The sequence below is a fragment of the Pseudomonas reactans genome, assembly GCF_013385825.1.
In the GTDB taxonomy this organism is placed as follows: Bacteria; Pseudomonadota; Gammaproteobacteria; order Pseudomonadales; family Pseudomonadaceae; genus Aquipseudomonas; species Aquipseudomonas reactans.
This window is the reverse complement of the sequence record NZ_JACAPG010000002.1, coordinates 170,899-187,172: the sequence shown is the minus strand read 5'-3', so window position 1 is coordinate 187,172 and position 16,274 is coordinate 170,899. Positions and strand designations below refer to the sequence as shown.

General features: G+C 61.0%; 12 protein-coding genes and 2 tRNA genes. 10 read left to right on the top strand and 4 right to left on the bottom strand.

Annotated elements, in window-relative coordinates; translation table 11 throughout:
- The first annotated feature begins 10 nt into the window (after window positions 1-10).
- From HX868_RS00880 to HX868_RS00835, 10 genes are all read left to right on the top strand, one after another.
- On the top strand, window positions 11-1,432 hold the full coding sequence (locus HX868_RS00880) for an N-acetylmuramoyl-L-alanine amidase (RefSeq protein ID WP_177001588.1): 1,422 nt from the start codon (window positions 11-13) through the stop codon (window positions 1,430-1,432).
- Window positions 1,432-3,348, top strand: coding sequence for a DNA mismatch repair endonuclease MutL (gene mutL / locus HX868_RS00875; RefSeq protein WP_177001587.1), 1,917 nt, complete (start codon window positions 1,432-1,434; stop codon window positions 3,346-3,348). Before HX868_RS00880 ends, mutL begins: the two co-directional genes overlap by 1 nt.
- Window positions 3,348-4,319 (top strand): tRNA (adenosine(37)-N6)-dimethylallyltransferase MiaA, encoded by a 972-nt coding sequence (gene miaA / locus HX868_RS00870; RefSeq protein WP_177001586.1) that lies wholly within the window; start codon window positions 3,348-3,350, stop codon window positions 4,317-4,319. Before mutL ends, miaA begins: the two co-directional genes overlap by 1 nt.
- A gap of 94 nt (window positions 4,320-4,413) precedes the next feature.
- On the top strand, window positions 4,414-4,674 hold the full coding sequence (hfq, locus tag HX868_RS00865) for an RNA chaperone Hfq (RefSeq protein ID WP_034105706.1): 261 nt from the start codon (window positions 4,414-4,416) through the stop codon (window positions 4,672-4,674).
- 12 nt (window positions 4,675-4,686) lie between these two features.
- Window positions 4,687-5,988 (top strand): ribosome rescue GTPase HflX, encoded by a 1,302-nt coding sequence (hflX, locus tag HX868_RS00860; RefSeq protein WP_177001585.1) that lies wholly within the window; start codon window positions 4,687-4,689, stop codon window positions 5,986-5,988.
- Between the two features lie 96 nt (window positions 5,989-6,084).
- On the top strand, window positions 6,085-7,260 hold the full coding sequence (hflK, locus tag HX868_RS00855) for an FtsH protease activity modulator HflK (RefSeq protein WP_028615515.1): 1,176 nt from the start codon (window positions 6,085-6,087) through the stop codon (window positions 7,258-7,260).
- Window positions 7,260-8,126, top strand: a complete 867-nt coding sequence (gene hflC / locus HX868_RS00850) for a protease modulator HflC (protein WP_010213607.1) — start codon at window positions 7,260-7,262, stop codon at window positions 8,124-8,126. Before hflK ends, hflC begins: the two co-directional genes overlap by 1 nt.
- A gap of 294 nt (window positions 8,127-8,420) precedes the next feature.
- Window positions 8,421-9,608, top strand: coding sequence for an ATP phosphoribosyltransferase regulatory subunit (locus HX868_RS00845; RefSeq protein ID WP_038850728.1), 1,188 nt, complete (start codon window positions 8,421-8,423; stop codon window positions 9,606-9,608).
- A 54-nt stretch (window positions 9,609-9,662) separates the two neighbouring features.
- Window positions 9,663-10,952 (top strand): adenylosuccinate synthase, encoded by a 1,290-nt coding sequence (locus tag HX868_RS00840; protein ID WP_003217505.1) that lies wholly within the window; start codon window positions 9,663-9,665, stop codon window positions 10,950-10,952.
- A 139-nt stretch (window positions 10,953-11,091) separates the two neighbouring features.
- On the top strand, window positions 11,092-13,026 hold the full coding sequence (locus tag HX868_RS00835) for a methyl-accepting chemotaxis protein (protein WP_177001584.1): 1,935 nt from the start codon (window positions 11,092-11,094) through the stop codon (window positions 13,024-13,026).
- A 77-nt stretch (window positions 13,027-13,103) separates the two neighbouring features.
- Here HX868_RS00835 and HX868_RS00830 read toward each other — a convergent pair whose 3' ends face one another.
- The 4 genes from HX868_RS00830 to HX868_RS00815 all read right to left on the bottom strand — a co-directional run bounded on the left by HX868_RS00830 (window position 13,104) and on the right by HX868_RS00815 (window position 16,179).
- The gene (locus HX868_RS00830) at window positions 13,104-14,669 is read right to left on the bottom strand and encodes an ABC transporter permease (RefSeq protein WP_177001583.1); all 1,566 of its coding nucleotides are present in this window, start codon (window positions 14,667-14,669) and stop codon (window positions 13,104-13,106) included.
- Window positions 14,669-15,694 (bottom strand): iron ABC transporter substrate-binding protein, encoded by a 1,026-nt coding sequence (locus tag HX868_RS00825; RefSeq protein WP_177001582.1) that lies wholly within the window; start codon window positions 15,692-15,694, stop codon window positions 14,669-14,671. Before HX868_RS00825 ends, HX868_RS00830 begins: the two co-directional genes overlap by 1 nt.
- A gap of 159 nt (window positions 15,695-15,853) precedes the next feature.
- A tRNA-Leu gene (locus tag HX868_RS00820) sits at window positions 15,854-15,940 on the bottom strand.
- Window positions 15,941-16,092: 152 nt separating this feature from the next.
- Window positions 16,093-16,179: transfer RNA gene (locus HX868_RS00815), tRNA-Leu, on the bottom strand.
- Between the last annotated feature and the right edge of the window lie 95 nt (window positions 16,180-16,274).

Genomic DNA, 16,274 nt, shown 5'->3' with positions numbered 1-16,274 from the left:
GGGGTTAGGTATGCGCTTTCGCGCGTTGGTTGCTGTCGTGGGGGTGTTGCTTGCGGCAATGACTGTCAATGCTCTGGCTGCTTCACAGGTGAAAAGTGTTCGCCTGTGGCGAGCGCCGGATAACACGCGACTGGTGTTCGACCTGTCTGGCCCGGTCCAGCACAGCGTCTTTACGTTGACGTCGCCTGATCGCCTGGTGATTGATATCAACGGTGCGACCCTGGCTGCGCCGTTGAAAGTGTCCACCGCCAATACTCCGATTACCGCCATGCGCTCGGCCCAGCGTACGCCGACCGATCTGCGCGTGGTGATCGACCTGAAAAAGGTCGTGACCCCGAAAAGCTTCTCCCTGGCGCCCAACGCCCAGTACGGCAACCGTTTGGTGGTCGACCTGTTCGACAACGCCGCCGATGCCAACCCGCCGCCTGCACCGCCTCCAAGCGTCGCGACGGTCCCGGCGGTGCCGGTCAACCCGTCGCAACCGCAGGTCAAGCTGCCTCCGCCGCCACCGGCTCCCGCCGGCAAGCGTGACATTATCGTGGTGATCGACGCCGGCCACGGCGGTGAAGACCCGGGCGCCTCTGGCTCACGCGGCCAGCATGAAAAAGACGTGGTGCTGGCGATTGCCCGTGAACTGCAGCGCCAGATCAACGCGATGAAAGGTTATCGCGCTGAGCTGACCCGTACCGGCGACTACTTCATTCCGTTGCGTGGCCGTACCGAAATCGCCCGTAAGAAGGGCGCCGACCTGTTCGTGTCGATCCACGCCGACGCCGCGCCTTCGGCTGCAGCCTTTGGCGCCTCGGTGTTTGCCCTGTCGGATCGCGGCGCTACCTCCGAGACTGCCCGTTGGCTGGCCGACAGCGAAAACCGTTCCGACCTGATCGGCGGGGCCGGCAACGTGTCCCTCGATGACAAGGACAAAATGCTCGCCGGTGTACTGCTCGACCTGTCGATGACCGCTTCGCTGACCTCCAGCCTGAACGTCGGCCAGAAGGTCTTGAGCAATATCGGTCGCGTCACGCCGCTGCACAAACAGCGCGTGGAACAAGCGGGCTTCATGGTGCTGAAATCGCCGGACATCCCGTCGATCCTGGTGGAAACCGGCTTTATCTCCAACTCCAACGAAGCTTCGAAACTGGCGACCGGTAGCCACCAGCAGGCGCTGGCACGTTCCATCAGCGCCGGTGTGCGCCAGTTCTTCCAGCAGAATCCGCCGCCGGGCACCTACATCGCCTGGCTGCGTGACTCCGGGAAGATCGCCCAGGGCCCGCGCGACCATCGCGTACAGCCCGGCGACACCCTGGCCATGCTGGCTGTGCGTTTCCAGGTGTCGGCTGCTACCTTGCGCAGCGCCAACAACCTGAAGACCGATGAATTGAAAGTCGGCCAGGTGTTGACCATCCCCGGCACCGAATTGGCGGCGCAGTAATGAGCGAATCGATCCTGGATAACGGCTCACGCATCGAACTGCTGAGCCCGCGCCTTGCCAACCAGATTGCGGCAGGTGAGGTGGTGGAGCGCCCAGCCTCGGTGATCAAGGAGCTGCTCGAAAACAGCATCGACTCCGGCGCCAAGCGCATTGATGTCGACGTGGAACAGGGCGGCGTCAAGCTGCTGCGCGTGCGTGACGATGGCAGCGGCATCTCGTCCGACGACCTGCCGCTGGCCCTGGCGCGTCACGCCACCAGCAAGATTCGCGACCTGGAAGACCTTGAGCGGGTGATGAGCCTGGGCTTTCGCGGTGAGGCGCTGGCGTCCATCAGCTCTGTGGCGCGCCTGACCCTGACGTCCCGCACCCGCAGCGCCGAGCAGGCCTGGCAAGTGGAAACCGAAGGTCGCGACATGGCGCCTCGGGTCCAGCCGGCAGCCCATCCCGTCGGTACGTCGGTAGAAGTGCGCGACCTGTTCTTCAACACCCCGGCGCGGCGTAAATTCCTCAAGGCCGAGAAAACCGAATTCGATCACCTGCAGGAAGTCATCAAGCGCCTGGCCCTGGCCCGCTTCGATGTGGCGTTCCACCTGCGGCATAACGGCAAGACCATCCTCAGCTTGCACGAAGCCCACGATGACGCCGCGCGTGCTCGCCGGGTGTCGGCGATTTGCGGGCCGGGTTTCCTGGAGCAGGCGCTGCCGATTGAAATCGAGCGCAATGGCCTGCGCCTGTGGGGTTGGGTCGGGTTGCCGACCTTCTCCCGCAGCCAGGCGGACTTGCAGTACTTCTTTGTGAACGGCCGTGCGGTGCGCGACAAGCTGGTGGCCCACGCGGTGCGCCAGGCCTATCGCGATGTGTTGTTCAACGGGCGCCACCCGACGTTCGTGTTGTTTTTCGAGGTCGACCCGTCGGTGGTGGACGTGAACGTGCACCCGACCAAGCACGAAGTGCGCTTCCGTGATGGGCGCATGGTGCATGATTTCCTCTACGGCACCTTGCACCGCACCCTGGGTGATGTGCGTCCGGATGATCAGTTGTCTGCGCCGATTGTGACGGCCGTGGTCCGCCCGAGTGGCCCGCAAGCCGGTGAGTTCGGCCCTCAGGGCGAAATGAGCCTGGCGGCCAACCTGCTGCAATCGCCGCAGTCACAACCTGCTTATACCGCGCCGAATGCTGGCGCCGGCTCGGGTTATCAGTACCAGTACACCCCGCGCCCACAGTCGGCAGTACCGGTGGCTGAAGCCCAGGCGGCTTACCGCGAGTTTTTCGCGCCGCTGCCAGGTGCCGAACCGGGCGCGCCTGTGGCCTTGCCGGAAGGCGGTGGAGATATCCCGCCGCTGGGCTACGCGTTGGCGCAGCTCAAGGGCATCTACATCCTGGCGGAAAACGCCCATGGCCTGGTGCTGGTGGACATGCACGCCGCCCATGAGCGGATCATGTACGAGCGCCTCAAAATCGCCATGGCCAGCGAAGGCCTCAGCGGCCAGCCGCTGCTGGTGCCGGAGTCCCTGGCGGTCAGTCAGCGTGAGGCCGATTGTGCCGAGGAACACCACGGTGTGTTCCAGAAGCTGGGCTTTGAATTGCAGCGCCTGGGCCCGGAAACCCTGGCCATCCGCCAGATTCCCGCGCTGCTCAAACAGGCCGAGGCCAACCGCCTGGTCGCTGATGTGCTGGCGGACCTGATGGAATACGGCACCAGTGACCGCATTCAGGCGCATATCAACGAATTGCTCGGCACCATGGCCTGCCACGGCGCCATCCGCGCCAATCGCCGTCTGGCCCTGCCGGAAATGAACGGCCTGCTGCGCGACATGGAAAACACCGAGCGCAGCGGGCAATGCAACCATGGCCGACCGACCTGGACCCAAATGGGCCTGGACGATCTGGACAAACTGTTCTTGCGCGGTCGTTGATGAGTGCCTTGCCCCCCGCGATCTTCCTGATGGGCCCCACAGCCGCCGGCAAGACCGACCTGGCCATCGAGCTGACCAAAGTGCTCCCGTGCGAGCTGATCAGTGTCGACTCTGCCCTGGTTTACCGGGACATGGACATCGGCACGGCCAAGCCTTCCAAGGAGCTGTTGGCCCAATATCCGCATAAGCTGATCGACATCATCGACCCGTCGCAGAGCTATTCGGCCGCGGATTTCCGCACCGACGCCCTGGCGGCCATGGCCGATATCACCGCACGGGGCAATATTCCGCTGCTGGTGGGCGGTACGATGCTCTATTACAAGGCTTTGCAGGAAGGCCTGGCGGATATGCCGCCGGCCGACGCCCAGGTGCGCGCCGAGCTTGAAGAAGAGGCTGCACGCCTTGGCTGGCAAGCCTTGCATGACCAGTTGGCCGCCGTGGACCCTGTGTCCGCCGCGCGCATTCACCCCAATGACCCCCAGCGCCTCACTCGCGCCCTGGAAGTCTGGCGTGTCAGCGGGCAGACCATGACTGAACATCGGCTGAAACAAAGTGCGCAAAGTGCTGACGCAGGCGCATCTGGCGCGTCACAATTGCCCTATACTGTGGCGAATCTGGCCATCGCTCCGGCAAATCGCCAGGTGCTGCATGATCGAATTGCACAAAGATTCACAATTATGTTGGAACAGGGGTTTGTGGACGAGGTCGTAGCTCTGCGTTCCAGAGGTGACCTGCATCCAGGGTTACCTTCGATACGTGCTGTAGGCTACCGCCAAGTCTGGGATCATCTGGATGGCAAGCTGACGTCAGCCGAAATGCAGGAACGCGGCATCATTGCCACGCGCCAATTGGCGAAACGCCAGTTCACCTGGTTGCGCAGCTGGAGCGATTTGCACTGGCTGGACAGCCTGGACAGCGACAATCTGTCACGCGCCTTGAAATACTTGGGATCGGTCTCCATATTGAGCTGAGTCCTTGCAATTGCCGTCTATCCTTGGGGGTGTGACGGCCATAAGCTATCTATTTTCCGATTTTTTATTATTGATCCTTAAAGGAGTGCGGCACATGTCAAAAGGGCATTCGCTACAAGACCCTTACTTGAATACTTTACGTAAAGAGAAAGTGGGGGTTTCCATCTACCTGGTCAACGGTATCAAGCTGCAAGGCACGATCGAGTCGTTCGACCAGTTCGTGATCCTGCTGAAAAACACCGTCAGCCAGATGGTCTACAAGCACGCTATCTCGACAGTCGTCCCTGTTCGTCCAATCCGTCTGCCTAGCGCTGCCGGTGACGACGTAGCTGACGCTGAGCCAGGTAACGCCTGATAGGAGTCTCCTTTGTTCTTTGAGCGCCACGGTGGTGGTGAGCGGGTCATTCTCGTTCACTTGGATGGACAGGACCCTGAGGCGCGCGAAGATCCGCAGGAGTTTCAGGAGTTGGCAAATTCGGCCGGCGCCGAGACCGTTGCGTTTTTTAACGTGCCGCGTCATCGGCCAACCGCCAAATTCCTGATTGGCAGCGGCAAGGTCGAGGAACTGCGCGACCTGGTCCACGCCGAAGAAGCCGATCTGGTGATCTTCAATCACGTCCTCACGCCCAGTCAGGAACGTAACCTCGAACGTGTCTTCGAGTGTCGCGTGATCGACCGTACCGGTCTGATTCTCGATATCTTCGCCCAACGCGCCCGTACCCATGAGGGCAAGCTCCAGGTTGAACTGGCCCAGCTTGACCACATGAGCACCCGCTTGGTCCGCGGCTGGACTCACCTTGAGCGTCAAGGTGGTGGCATCGGCATGCGCGGGCCGGGTGAAACCCAGCTCGAGACCGACCGACGCCTGCTGCGGGTTCGTCTGCGCCAGATCAAGGGCCGCCTGGAGAAAGTGCGTAGCCAGCGTGAGCAATCGCGCCGTGGCCGTTCTCGCGCGGACATCCCGACCGTGTCCCTGGTGGGCTATACCAACGCCGGCAAATCCACACTCTTCAACAACGTGACGAAATCGGACGTGTACGCGGCCGACCAACTGTTCGCCACCCTCGACCCGACCCTGCGTCGTCTGGATCTGGACGATCTGGGGCCGATTGTCCTGGCCGACACCGTGGGTTTCATTCGTCATTTGCCGCACAAGCTGGTCGAGGCATTTCGGTCTACGCTCGAAGAGTCGAGCAATTCCGACCTGCTGTTGCACGTGATCGATGCGGCTGAACCGGATCGCATGTTGCAGATTGAACAGGTGATGCTGGTGCTGGGCGAGATTGGTGCCCAGGACTTGCCGATCCTCGAGGTCTATAACAAACTCGATTTGCTTGAAGGCGTTGAGCCACAAATCCAGCGCGATGAGAACGGCAAGCCCCAGCGGGTCTGGCTGTCGGCGCGTGATGGCAGTGGTCTTGAGTTGCTTGAACAGGCCATTGCCGAGTTGCTCGGCAGCGATTTGTTCGTTGGCACCTTGCGCTTGCCCCAGCGTTTTGCTCGACTGCGTGCACAGTTTTTCGAGTTGGGCGCGGTACAGAAAGAAGAATACGACGAAGAAGGTGTCAGCTTGCTGGCCGTTCGATTGCCGCGCTCGGAGCTGAATCGGCTGGTCAGCCGTGAAGGCGTGGTACCGACAGAGTTCATCGAACAACACACTTTGCAATAAAAGCCTCCTAAAGCGGTTGTGCCGCAGTGGCAGGCATTCTGTAGCATTGGTCGGCGCGCCGTGGGTGCGTCTTTGCTTTATCAGATGGAGAGCGCTATGGCTTGGAATGAGCCGGGTGGCAACTCGAATAATCAGGATCCTTGGGGTGGTAAACGCCGCAATAATGGCGACCGCAAGGGGCCACCAGATCTCGACGAGGCCTTCCGAAAGCTGCAGGAAAGCCTGAATGGGTTGTTCGGTGGTGGAAAAAAACGTGGTGGTGACGACGGCGGTCGCACAAGCAAGGGCGGCGGCTATGGCCTGCTGGGCCTGGGTCTTGTCGTGCTGGCGGCCGTATGGCTGTACAGCGCCGTGTACGTGGTGGACGAGCAGGAACAGGCCGTGGTGCTGCGCTTCGGCAAGTACTACGAGACTGTCGGCCCGGGCCTGAACATCTACTTCCCGCCGATCGACAAGAAGTACATGGAAAACGTCACGCGTGAGCGTGCCTACACCAAGCAGGGCCAGATGCTGACCGAAGACGAGAACATCGTCGAAGTGCCGCTGACCGTGCAGTACAAGATCAGCAACCTGCAGGACTTCGTGCTGAACGTTGATCAGCCGGAAATCAGCCTGCAACACGCTACCGAAAGTGCCCTGCGCCATGTCGTCGGTTCGACCGCGATGGACCAGGTGCTGACCGAAGGTCGTGAATTGATGGCCAGCGAGATCAAGGAGCGCCTGCAGAGGTTCCTCGATACCTATCGCACCGGTATCACCGTGACCCAGGTGAACGTACAGAGCGCAGCCGCACCGCGCGAAGTACAGGAAGCGTTCGATGACGTGATCCGGGCCCGTGAAGACGAGCAGCGTTCGCGTAACCAGGCTGAAACCTACGCCAACGGCGTCGTGCCGGAAGCCCGTGGTCAGGCCCAGCGTATCCTCGAGGATGCCAACGGTTACCGCGACGAAGTGGTCTCTCGCGCCAAGGGTGAGGCGGATCGCTTTACCAAGCTGGTCGCCGAGTACCGCAAGGCGCCGGAAGTCACGCGTGAACGTCTGTACCTGGACACCATGCAGGAAGTCTTCAGCAACACCAGCAAGGTTCTCGTGACCGGCAGCAAAGGTGGGCAGAACAACCTGCTGTACCTGCCGCTGGACAAGATGATCGAAGGTGGTCGTAGCAGCACCAGCGCACCGTCCACCGGTTCCAATGCCGCTGCCAATGAAGCGAGCGCCCGTGCGGCCGCTGACTTGCTGCAACAGCAAACACGTACCAGGGAGAGTCGTTGATGAGCAATAAATCGCTGACCGCCCTGATTGTGGGCGTCGTCGTGGTCATCGCTGCCTGGAACTGCTTCTACATCGTGGCTCAGACCGAGCGTGCGGTGCTGCTGCAATTCGGTCGCGTGGTCCAGGCGGATGTCCAGCCGGGCCTGCATGTGAAAGTCCCCTACGTCAACCAGGTGCGCAAGTTCGACGCCCGCCTGATGACCCTGGATGCACCGACACAGCGCTTCCTGACCCTGGAAAAGAAAGCCGTGATGGTTGACGCCTACGCCAAGTGGCGCGTCAAGGATGCCGAGCGCTTCTACACCGCGACCTCCGGCCTCAAGCAGATTGCTGACGAGCGTTTGTCGCGCCGTCTGGAATCGGGCCTGCGTGACCAGTTTGGTAAGCGCACCCTGCATGAGGTGGTATCCGGTGAGCGTGATGCGCTGATGGCTGATATCACGCGTTCGCTGAACACGATGGCGGAAAAAGAACTGGGCATCGAAGTGGTTGATGTCCGGGTCAAGGCCATCGACCTGCCGAAGGAAGTGAACCGCAGCGTGTTCGAGCGTATGAGCACCGAGCGTGAGCGTGAAGCCCGTGAGCACCGCGCCAAGGGTAACGAGCTGGCAGAAGGTATTCGTGCGGATGCCGACCGTCAGCGCCGTGTACTGTTGGCCGAAGCTTATCGCGAGTCTGAAGAGGCCCGTGGTGATGGCGATGCTCAAGCCGCGGCGATCTATGCCAAGGCCTACGGCCAGGACCAGGAGTTCTACGCGTTCTACCGTAGCCTGCGTGCCTACCGTGAAAGCTTCGCGAACAAAACCGACGTCATGGTGCTGGACCCAAGCAGCGACTTCTTCCGCTACCTGGAAAAGTCCAAGTAACCGGCCTGTGATTCTGTAGGTTTCACTCCCGTCGGGCGGCTAAAACGCCTGGCGGGGTGATCCTTTCAGAAAACGGGTGTATGATGCGGCAGCCGGGAAATTCCCGGCTTTTTTGCGTCTGCATGTTTGATTCGGCAGGCGTGACAGGTTTTTCGAGGAAAGTGCCCGACGAGGCCGATTACAGGCCGTTCGTCACGTCGCTCTTGCGCGTGGTTTATGCAGGGGGCGGGTGTTTTCTGCTTCACTCAAGGCTCGGCCGAGGGCTGGCCGCCCGGATCAAAGGGGAATGGCGTAATGGCAACGGTAGACCGCTGGCTGCTGCCAGATGGCATCGAAGAAGTACTGCCACCAGAAGCTGCGCGCATTGAAGTAGCGCGTCGCCAGGTGTTGGATCTGTTCCAGAGCTGGGGTTACGAGTTTGTCGTGACCCCCCATATCGAGTACCTGGAATCCCTGCTGACCGGTGCGGGCCAGGACCTGGATCTGCGCACCTTCAAGGTCATCGACCCGCAATCGGGCCGGCAAATGGGTTTCCGTGCCGACATCACGCCGCAAGTGGCGCGCATCGATGCGCACACCCTGCGTCGCGAAGGTCCGAGCCGTCTGTGCTACGCCGGTAGCGTGCTGCATGCACAGCCGCGCGCGTTGTCGTCGTCCCGTAGCCCGATCCAACTGGGCGCCGAGTTGTACGGCGATGCCAGCCCGAGCAGCGACGTTGAAGTGATCAGCTTGATGCTGGCCATGCTGCAACTGGCCGACGTGCCGGATGTCCACATGGACCTGGGTCACGTCGGTATCTACCGTGGCCTGGCCCGTGCGGCCGGTTTGTCCGGTGAAGTGGAACAACAGCTGTTCGATGCCCTGCAACGCAAGGCCATCGATGAAGTGATTGCCCTGACGGCGGGTGTGCCTGCCGATCTGGCTGACATGCTGCGTGCACTGGTCAACCTGTGCGGCGGTCGTGAAGTGCTGGTGGCTGCGCGTGAGCGCCTGGCCAAGGCGCCGGCGCCGGTACTGGCTGCGCTGGACGACGTGCTAGCGATTGCCGAGCAGTTGTCGGCGCGCTTCCCGGAGCTGCCGCTGTACTTTGACTTGGGTGAGTTGCGTGGCTACCACTACCACACCGGTGTGGTGTTCGCCGTCTTTGTACCGGGCGTTGGCCAAGCCATCGCCCAAGGTGGTCGTTATGACGATATCGGCGCCGACTTTGGTCGTGCGCGTCCGGCCACTGGTTTCTCCACCGATTTGAAAACCCTGGTGACCCTGGGGCGTGCTGAGGTCGAGCTGCCGTCTGGTGGCATCTGGATGCCCGACAGTACGGACGCAGCACTCTGGCAGCAGGTTTGCCAGTTGCGCAGTGAGGGTCAGCGTGTCGTCCAGGCGTTGCCTGGGCAGCCATTGGCCGCCGCCCGTGATGCGGACTGCGACCGGCAATTGATTCTGCAGAACGGGCTTTGGCAAGTATCGCCACTGGCTTCTTGAGTTTTCCTGCCGGCCATCGCCGGCACCAAGTTTGCGCGAATGAGGACAAGTGTTATGGGTAAGAATGTCGTAGTCCTGGGCACCCAATGGGGTGATGAGGGCAAAGGCAAGATCGTTGATCTGCTGACCGAACATGCTGCCGCCGTAGTGCGCTACCAAGGTGGCCACAACGCTGGCCACACCCTGGTCATCGATGGCGAAAAAACCGTCTTGCACCTGATCCCGTCGGGCGTACTGCGCGAAGGCGTGCAGTGCCTGATCGGCAACGGCGTGGTGGTTGCACCTGACGCCCTGCTGCGTGAGATCACCAAGCTGGAAGAGAAAGGCGTACCGGTGCGCGAGCGCCTGCGTATCAGCCCGTCCTGCCCGCTGATCCTGTCGTTCCACGTTGCGCTGGACCAGGCTCGTGAAAAGGCCCGTGGCGAGCTGAAGATCGGTACCACCGGTCGCGGCATCGGCCCAGCCTACGAAGACAAGGTTGCACGTCGTGGCCTGCGTGTGGGCGACCTGCTGAACATGCCGCGCTTTGAAGACAAGCTGCGTGAACTGGTGGATTACCACAACTTCATGCTGGTCGGTTACTACAAAGAGCCAGCCATCGAGTTCGAAAAAACCTTGGCCGAGTGCAAGGAATACGCTGAGCTGCTCAAGCCGCTGATGCTGGACGTGACTGCCGAGCTGCACGACCTGCGTCGCGCCGGCAAAGACATCATGTTCGAAGGCGCCCAAGGCTCCCTGCTGGACATCGACCACGGCACTTACCCGTACGTGACCAGCTCCAACACCACCGCGGGTGGCGTTGCGACCGGCTCGGGCGTTGGCCCGATGTTCCTGGATTACATCCTGGGCATCACCAAGGCTTACACCACTCGCGTAGGTTCGGGTCCGTTCCCGACTGAGCTGTTCGACGACGTCGGCGCGCACCTGGCCAAGCAAGGTCACGAATTCGGCGCGACCACCGGCCGTGCTCGTCGTTGCGGCTGGTTCGACGCCGTCATCCTGCGTCGCGCTATCGATGTGAACAGCATCTCGGGCATCTGCCTGACCAAGCTGGACGTACTCGACGGCCTGGAAACCATCAATATCTGCATCGGCTACAAAGATGCCGAAGGCAAGGACGTTGCTCCGACCGACGCCGACAGCTACGTGGGCCTGCAGCCTGTGTACGAAGAAGTGCCGGGCTGGACCGAATCGACCGTGGGCGCCAAGACCCTGGAAGAGTTGCCAGCTAACGCCCGTGCTTATATCAAGCGAGTTGAAGAGCTGATCGGTGCGCCGATCGACATTATTTCGACAGGTCCGGACCGCAACGAAACCATCGTTCTGCGTCACCCGTTCGCTTAATAAGCTGTTGATGTAAAAAGCAAAGGGCTCCTTCGGGAGCCCTTTGTCGTTTCTGTCGCCTGGGCGGCACGACCCTTGCTTTGGTTCTTTCTTTCGCGGTGCTATCAAATTAATGGCACCCGTGGTGGAGGGATTCCCGATGTCTGCCGTTCTCTCATTGTTACAAAGCCGTCTGTTGCGGCCGGTGTTCGTTACCCTAGGTATCGCCCTTTTGGTGCAAGTGCTGGTGGCCGTCGCCCTGACGCGAAGCACCGTCACAGCGTTGGAAGCTGATTTGGGTAATCGCCTGGGTATCGACAGCCAGAAACTGTCGGGTGAATTGGCCCAGGCCGGTAAAGAAGTCACGTCCAGCCTGGACGCCTTGTCGACCAGTACCCGTCAGCGTCTGACAGCGGGGCTTTCAACCCGCCTGCAGGAAGAGCAGAAGCAACTGCGTGCGACCCTGGAAAAAGACCTGAAAGACTCCGCCAATGACATGGCGCAACTGCTGGCCTCGGTGGCGCCCCGCGCCATGTGGGACAGCGACGTGCCGACGCTGTCGGAGTTCGCCCGGCGTGCCCAGCGCAACCCCAACGTGCTGTTTGTGGTCTATGACGACGCGGCGGGTGAGCATCTGACCCGCTACCTCAACCGTGAAAACCCGATTAACCAGGCGCTGTTGGAAAAAGGCAAAGGTGACCGCGCCCTGGATAAAGTGTTGGATGCGGCGAAAGATGATCCTTCAGTGTTCTATGTTGAAGCGTCCATCAGCCCCAACGGCGTGGAGATCGGTAAGGTGCGCATGGGGGTTTCCACGGCCGCAGTGGAGGCTGATCTGGCCGCGCTGGATAAGCGCTTCTCCGCACTGATCGCCAGCGGTGACCAGTTGGTGGGCGACAGCCTCAAGGGCGCAGCGGCCGATAGCGCTGCCGCCATGGGCGCGCGCCTGCAATCCGCGCAAGCCACCGCCACCCAAATGACTGCGAACACCACCAGCGCCGTCCAGGACGCTGCCGGCACCTTGCGCTGGCGCATTGGGATGGGCCTGGCGCTGGTCGGTTTCGGCGTGTTGCTGCTGATCGCCATCGTGTTGGGCCGCCGTGTGGTCAATCGCCTGAAGCTCCTGATCGCGGCCATGGACGACTTGGCGGCGGGCGAGGGTGACCTGACCAAGCGTGTGCAAATCAGCAGCAAGGATGAAATCGGCGACATGGCTTCGGCGGTCAATCGCTTTGTGGATAAGTTGCAGCCCATCGTGCGCGAGGCGGGGGATGTGGCCCAGCGCACTGGCGTGGAAATCGGCGCGATGACCTTGCGCAATGCCGGTGCCGACGCAGCGGCCGGTTTACAGCGCGATGAAGTGGCCGAGAGCTTGCGCGCACTGTCGCAGATGGCCGACGAAGCGCAGGCCGAGAGCCATGCGATGCAGGCGGCGTTGCAGCAAGTGGTGGATATTCGCCAGGCCACGGATGAGAACTCGCGGACCTCGGCTGAGGTCGGCAGTTTGATCGAGGCGCTGGCGGGCCAAGTACAAGCGGGCTCCACGGTCATCGAGCGCCTGGCCCAGCAAAGCCAGCAGATCGAGGTGGTGCTGACCGTGATTCACGGCATTGCCGAGCAAACCAATCTGTTGGCGCTCAACGCAGCCATCGAGGCGGCGCGTGCCGGTGAGACCGGGCGCGGCTTTGCCGTGGTGGCGGACGAAGTGCGGGCGCTGGCAAGCAAGACTCAAAGCTCCACCGGCGATATCCAGGCGCATATCGTGGCGTTGCAACAGGGCGCGCGGGAGGCGGTGGAAACCATCGGCAAGGCTGGGCGCCAGGCCAGTGAAGGTTTGCTGGTCCTGCGCGACAGCGTGCGTTTGCAGCAGACGGTGCAGGCTTCGGTGGAGCAGGTGCATGCGGCGATTGGCTTGGCAACCCGTGCCGCTGAGCATCAGGCCCAGGGTGCCCATGCGGTGCGGGGGCGGGTCGAGGTAATCCATGCTCAGGCCGAACGTGCCGCCCAGGCGGTGGTTGAGACCACCGCCAGTGGCAAGGTGCTGGATGGGTTGGCGGCGCAGTTGAAGGCAAGCCTGGGGCAGTTCAGGGCTTAGTGGCCTCATCGCTGGCAAGCCAGCTCCTACAGGTTATGCGCAACCCTTGTAGGAGCCGGCTTGCCGGCGATGATGTCCTAGCGGCTCAGATACATCCGAGTCGTGAGCAAATACACCGGCAACCCCGACACTAGAATTAACAGCGCCGCATAAGGCGCCGCCGCCGCAAACTCTACATTCGAGGTGTGCGCCCACACCGCCGTCGCCAATGTATTCAACCCTGTCGGGCTAAGCAGCAACGTCGCGGTCAATTCCTTCATCGCATCCAGGAATACCAATGCAAATGCAGCGCCGAGCGCCGGGAAAATAATCGGTAAGGTCACCCGGCAAAACGCACTGAACGACGAGGCGCCCAACGTGCGTGCAGCCTCTTCAAGCTGCGGCGCAGCCTTGTTCAGCGCGGTACGGATCGGCGCCTGGGCCAGCGGCAAAAACAGCAGCGCATAAGCAATCAACAACAATGCCGAGGTCTGGTACAGCGCCGGCACATAGTGCAGGGCGAAGTACACCAGCGTCAGCGCAATCACCAAGCCGGGCAGGGCGTGCAGCAGGTACGGCAGGCGCTCGGCCCAGATCGCCAGTTGGCCTTTGTAGCGCACCACCAGCAATCCGACCGGCACCGCCAGCACCAGGCAAAGCGCGGCGCCTCCGAGGGACAGCGCCAATGACGACAGCAACGCTTCACCGATCTCTGCTACCGGGAAGGCGGCAGAAGATCCCACTGCCAACCAATAACCGAGCATCCCCAGCGGAATCCCGCTGCCGATGATCGCCAGCGCCAGGCAATAAACCTGACCCAATGGCGCCCACTTCCCCAGTCGCACCTGCTCCGCATGTCGCGCCGCGCCCTGGCCGATACGCACATGCCGGCCCTTGCCGCGCACGCGCAACTCCAGCCACAGCAATGTCAGGCACATCACCAGCAACACTGCCGAGAGCATTGCGGCATTCGCATTGCTGAATTCAAGCTCGAACTGTTGGTAGATCGCGGTGGTGAAGGTCTGCAAGCCGATGATCGACAGCGCGCCAAACTCTACCAGCATATGCAGTGCGATCAGCAATGCCCCGGCCAGCAGCGACGGCCACAGTAGCGGCAAAGTGATGCGAAAGAACACGCCCCAGCGATTCAGTCCCAGAGTGCGGGCCGACTCTTCCAGGGACGGGTCAAGATTGCGCAAGGTCGCTGCCACCGGCAGAAACACCAGCGGGTATTTCGACAGGCTCATCACCAGGATGGCCCCGCCAAGCCCTTCGAAACTGGCGCTCAGCGATACCCAGGTAAAGCTGCTGACAAACGCCGGTACCGCAAACGGCAGGCACAGGATCACGCCCCAGATACGTCGTCCCGGCAGATTGCTGCGCTCCAGCAGCCAGGCCAGGGACAGGCCGATCACGCCACACGTCACCGTCACCCCGACCATCAACGCCAAGGTATTGCGCAGCAACCCGAACACATACGGCCGCCACAGCAGGTGCACCGCCTCCGCCCAACCGGCTTGCCAAGCCTTGAGCCCCACATACGCCAGCGGCAGCAGACTCAAGCCGACCAGAAACAGTACGGGCAGCAACAACCAGATCGACGGGCGCTTGCGCCTTGGGCTGAAACCCCCGCGCAGGGTGGGGGTGGGTAGCGATGGGTTCATCAGTTCAAGCCAACGTCACGTTCCAGGTCCAGGGCTTCTTCGGCGTTGCCCAGGTCTGCGGGGGTGACTTTCGGCGGTTGCAGCTCGCTGAACGGCTTGAGGCCACGGCTGGATTCCATGCCTTTACGCAGCGGGTACTCGGCCGAGGTGTTGGTGATGACGCGCTGGCCTTCTTCACTGGCCATGAACGCCAGCAGTTGCTGGGCTTCTTTCGGATGCTTGCTGGATTTCAGCGCCGCCGCCGAAGATACGGTGATCAAGCCGCCGGCATCGCCATCGGTGAAGTAATGCAGCTGCGAATCCAGGTTGGTTTTTTCTTTCTTCAGGGCGAACCAGTAGTAGTTGTTCACCAGTACGGTGGCCACTTCGCCATTTTCAACGGCTTTGAGGGCGACCATGTTGTTGCTGTACACCTTGCCGAAGGCGCGCAGGCCGGTCAGCCATTCTTCAGCGGCTTCACGACCGTGCAGCTTGATGATCGCCACGGCCTGTTCCTGGAACGCGCCGCTGGTCGGCACGAAGCCGACCTTGCCTTGCCACTCGGGGCCGGCAAAATCCAGCACCGATTTCGGCAGGTCTTTTTCCGCGATCAATTTCGGATTGAACGCCACGACACGGGTGCGGGCGGTCACGCCCATCCAGTCGCCATTGGTGCCGACATAATCCTTGGGCAATACGTCGAGGGTGCTGGCGTCGATCTTGGCCAGCAGGCCTTGTTCGCCGAGTTTGTTCAACGGTGGCGATTCTTCGGTGTAGATCACGTCGGCAGGCGAGCGATCGCCTTCTTCCACGACTTGGCTGGCGAGCTGGTTGCTGCTGCCTTTGCGCACGTTGACGTGAATGCCGGTCTTGGCTTCGAAGGCCTTGGCGAGTTCATCGCCGACTTCTTTGTGCTGGCCGTTGTACAGGGTCAGGGAAACCTTGTCGGCGGAATAGGCGGTGGGCGAGAGCAGGGTCAGGCCGAGCAGAGTGATGGTCAGGCCACGCAGAAGGGATGTCTTGAGATGGGTATCGCGGATCATCATCCGGGTTGTTCCTCACTTGTATGCAACAAATACTTACAAGGATAAACGATAAAGTTTCTCAGGTGCGAACGAGGGGGGAAATCGATGGGAAAGATTCAGGTCAGGTTTTTTCAAACCCCGGAAACGAAAAAACCCGCTTTCGCGGGTTTGATCTGAATTTGGTGCCCAGGAGAAGACTCGAACTTCCACGACCTTGCGATCACCAGCACCTGAAGCTGGCGTGTCTACCAATTTCACCACCTGGGCATTATCAGCAGCGCTTGCGCTGTTGATGGGACGAACTATACGGAGGGCTTTTTGATCTGTAAACCCCTGATTCGAAAAAATAAATCAAGTTTTCCGTTAAAAATCAAAGGCCTGAAACGAAAAAACCCGCTTTCGCGGGTTTGATCTGAATTTGGTGCCCAGGAGAAGACTCGAACTTCCACGACCTTGCGATCACCAGCACCTGAAGCTGGCGTGTCTACCAATTTCACCACCTGGGCATTATCAGACAACGTTGCCGTCGTCGATGGCGCGCACTATACGGAGGGGATTTTAAGCTGTAAAGCCCTGCTATGAAAAAAGCCTGGAAAATTTC

What these genes read in the sequence shown, in the direction of transcription:
- miaA (WP_177001586.1), top strand. Translation starts at nt 3,348, where the DNA reads ATGAGTGCCTTGCCCCCCGCGATCTTCCTGATGGGCCCCACAGCCGCC.
- HX868_RS00840 (WP_003217505.1), top strand. Translation starts at nt 9,663, where the DNA reads ATGGGTAAGAATGTCGTAGTCCTGGGCACCCAATGGGGTGATGAGGGC.
- HX868_RS00830 (WP_177001583.1), bottom strand. Translation starts at nt 14,669, where the DNA reads ATGAACCCATCGCTACCCACCCCCACCCTGCGCGGGGGTTTCAGCCCA.
- hflK (WP_028615515.1), top strand. Translation starts at nt 6,085, where the DNA reads ATGGCTTGGAATGAGCCGGGTGGCAACTCGAATAATCAGGATCCTTGG.
- mutL (WP_177001587.1), top strand. Translation starts at nt 1,432, where the DNA reads ATGAGCGAATCGATCCTGGATAACGGCTCACGCATCGAACTGCTGAGC.
- HX868_RS00825 (WP_177001582.1), bottom strand. Translation starts at nt 15,694, where the DNA reads ATGATGATCCGCGATACCCATCTCAAGACATCCCTTCTGCGTGGCCTG.
- hflC (WP_010213607.1), top strand. Translation starts at nt 7,260, where the DNA reads ATGAGCAATAAATCGCTGACCGCCCTGATTGTGGGCGTCGTCGTGGTC.
- HX868_RS00880 (WP_177001588.1), top strand. Translation starts at nt 11, where the DNA reads ATGCGCTTTCGCGCGTTGGTTGCTGTCGTGGGGGTGTTGCTTGCGGCA.
- hfq (WP_034105706.1), top strand. Translation starts at nt 4,414, where the DNA reads ATGTCAAAAGGGCATTCGCTACAAGACCCTTACTTGAATACTTTACGT.
- HX868_RS00845 (WP_038850728.1), top strand. Translation starts at nt 8,421, where the DNA reads ATGGCAACGGTAGACCGCTGGCTGCTGCCAGATGGCATCGAAGAAGTA.
- HX868_RS00835 (WP_177001584.1), top strand. Translation starts at nt 11,092, where the DNA reads ATGTCTGCCGTTCTCTCATTGTTACAAAGCCGTCTGTTGCGGCCGGTG.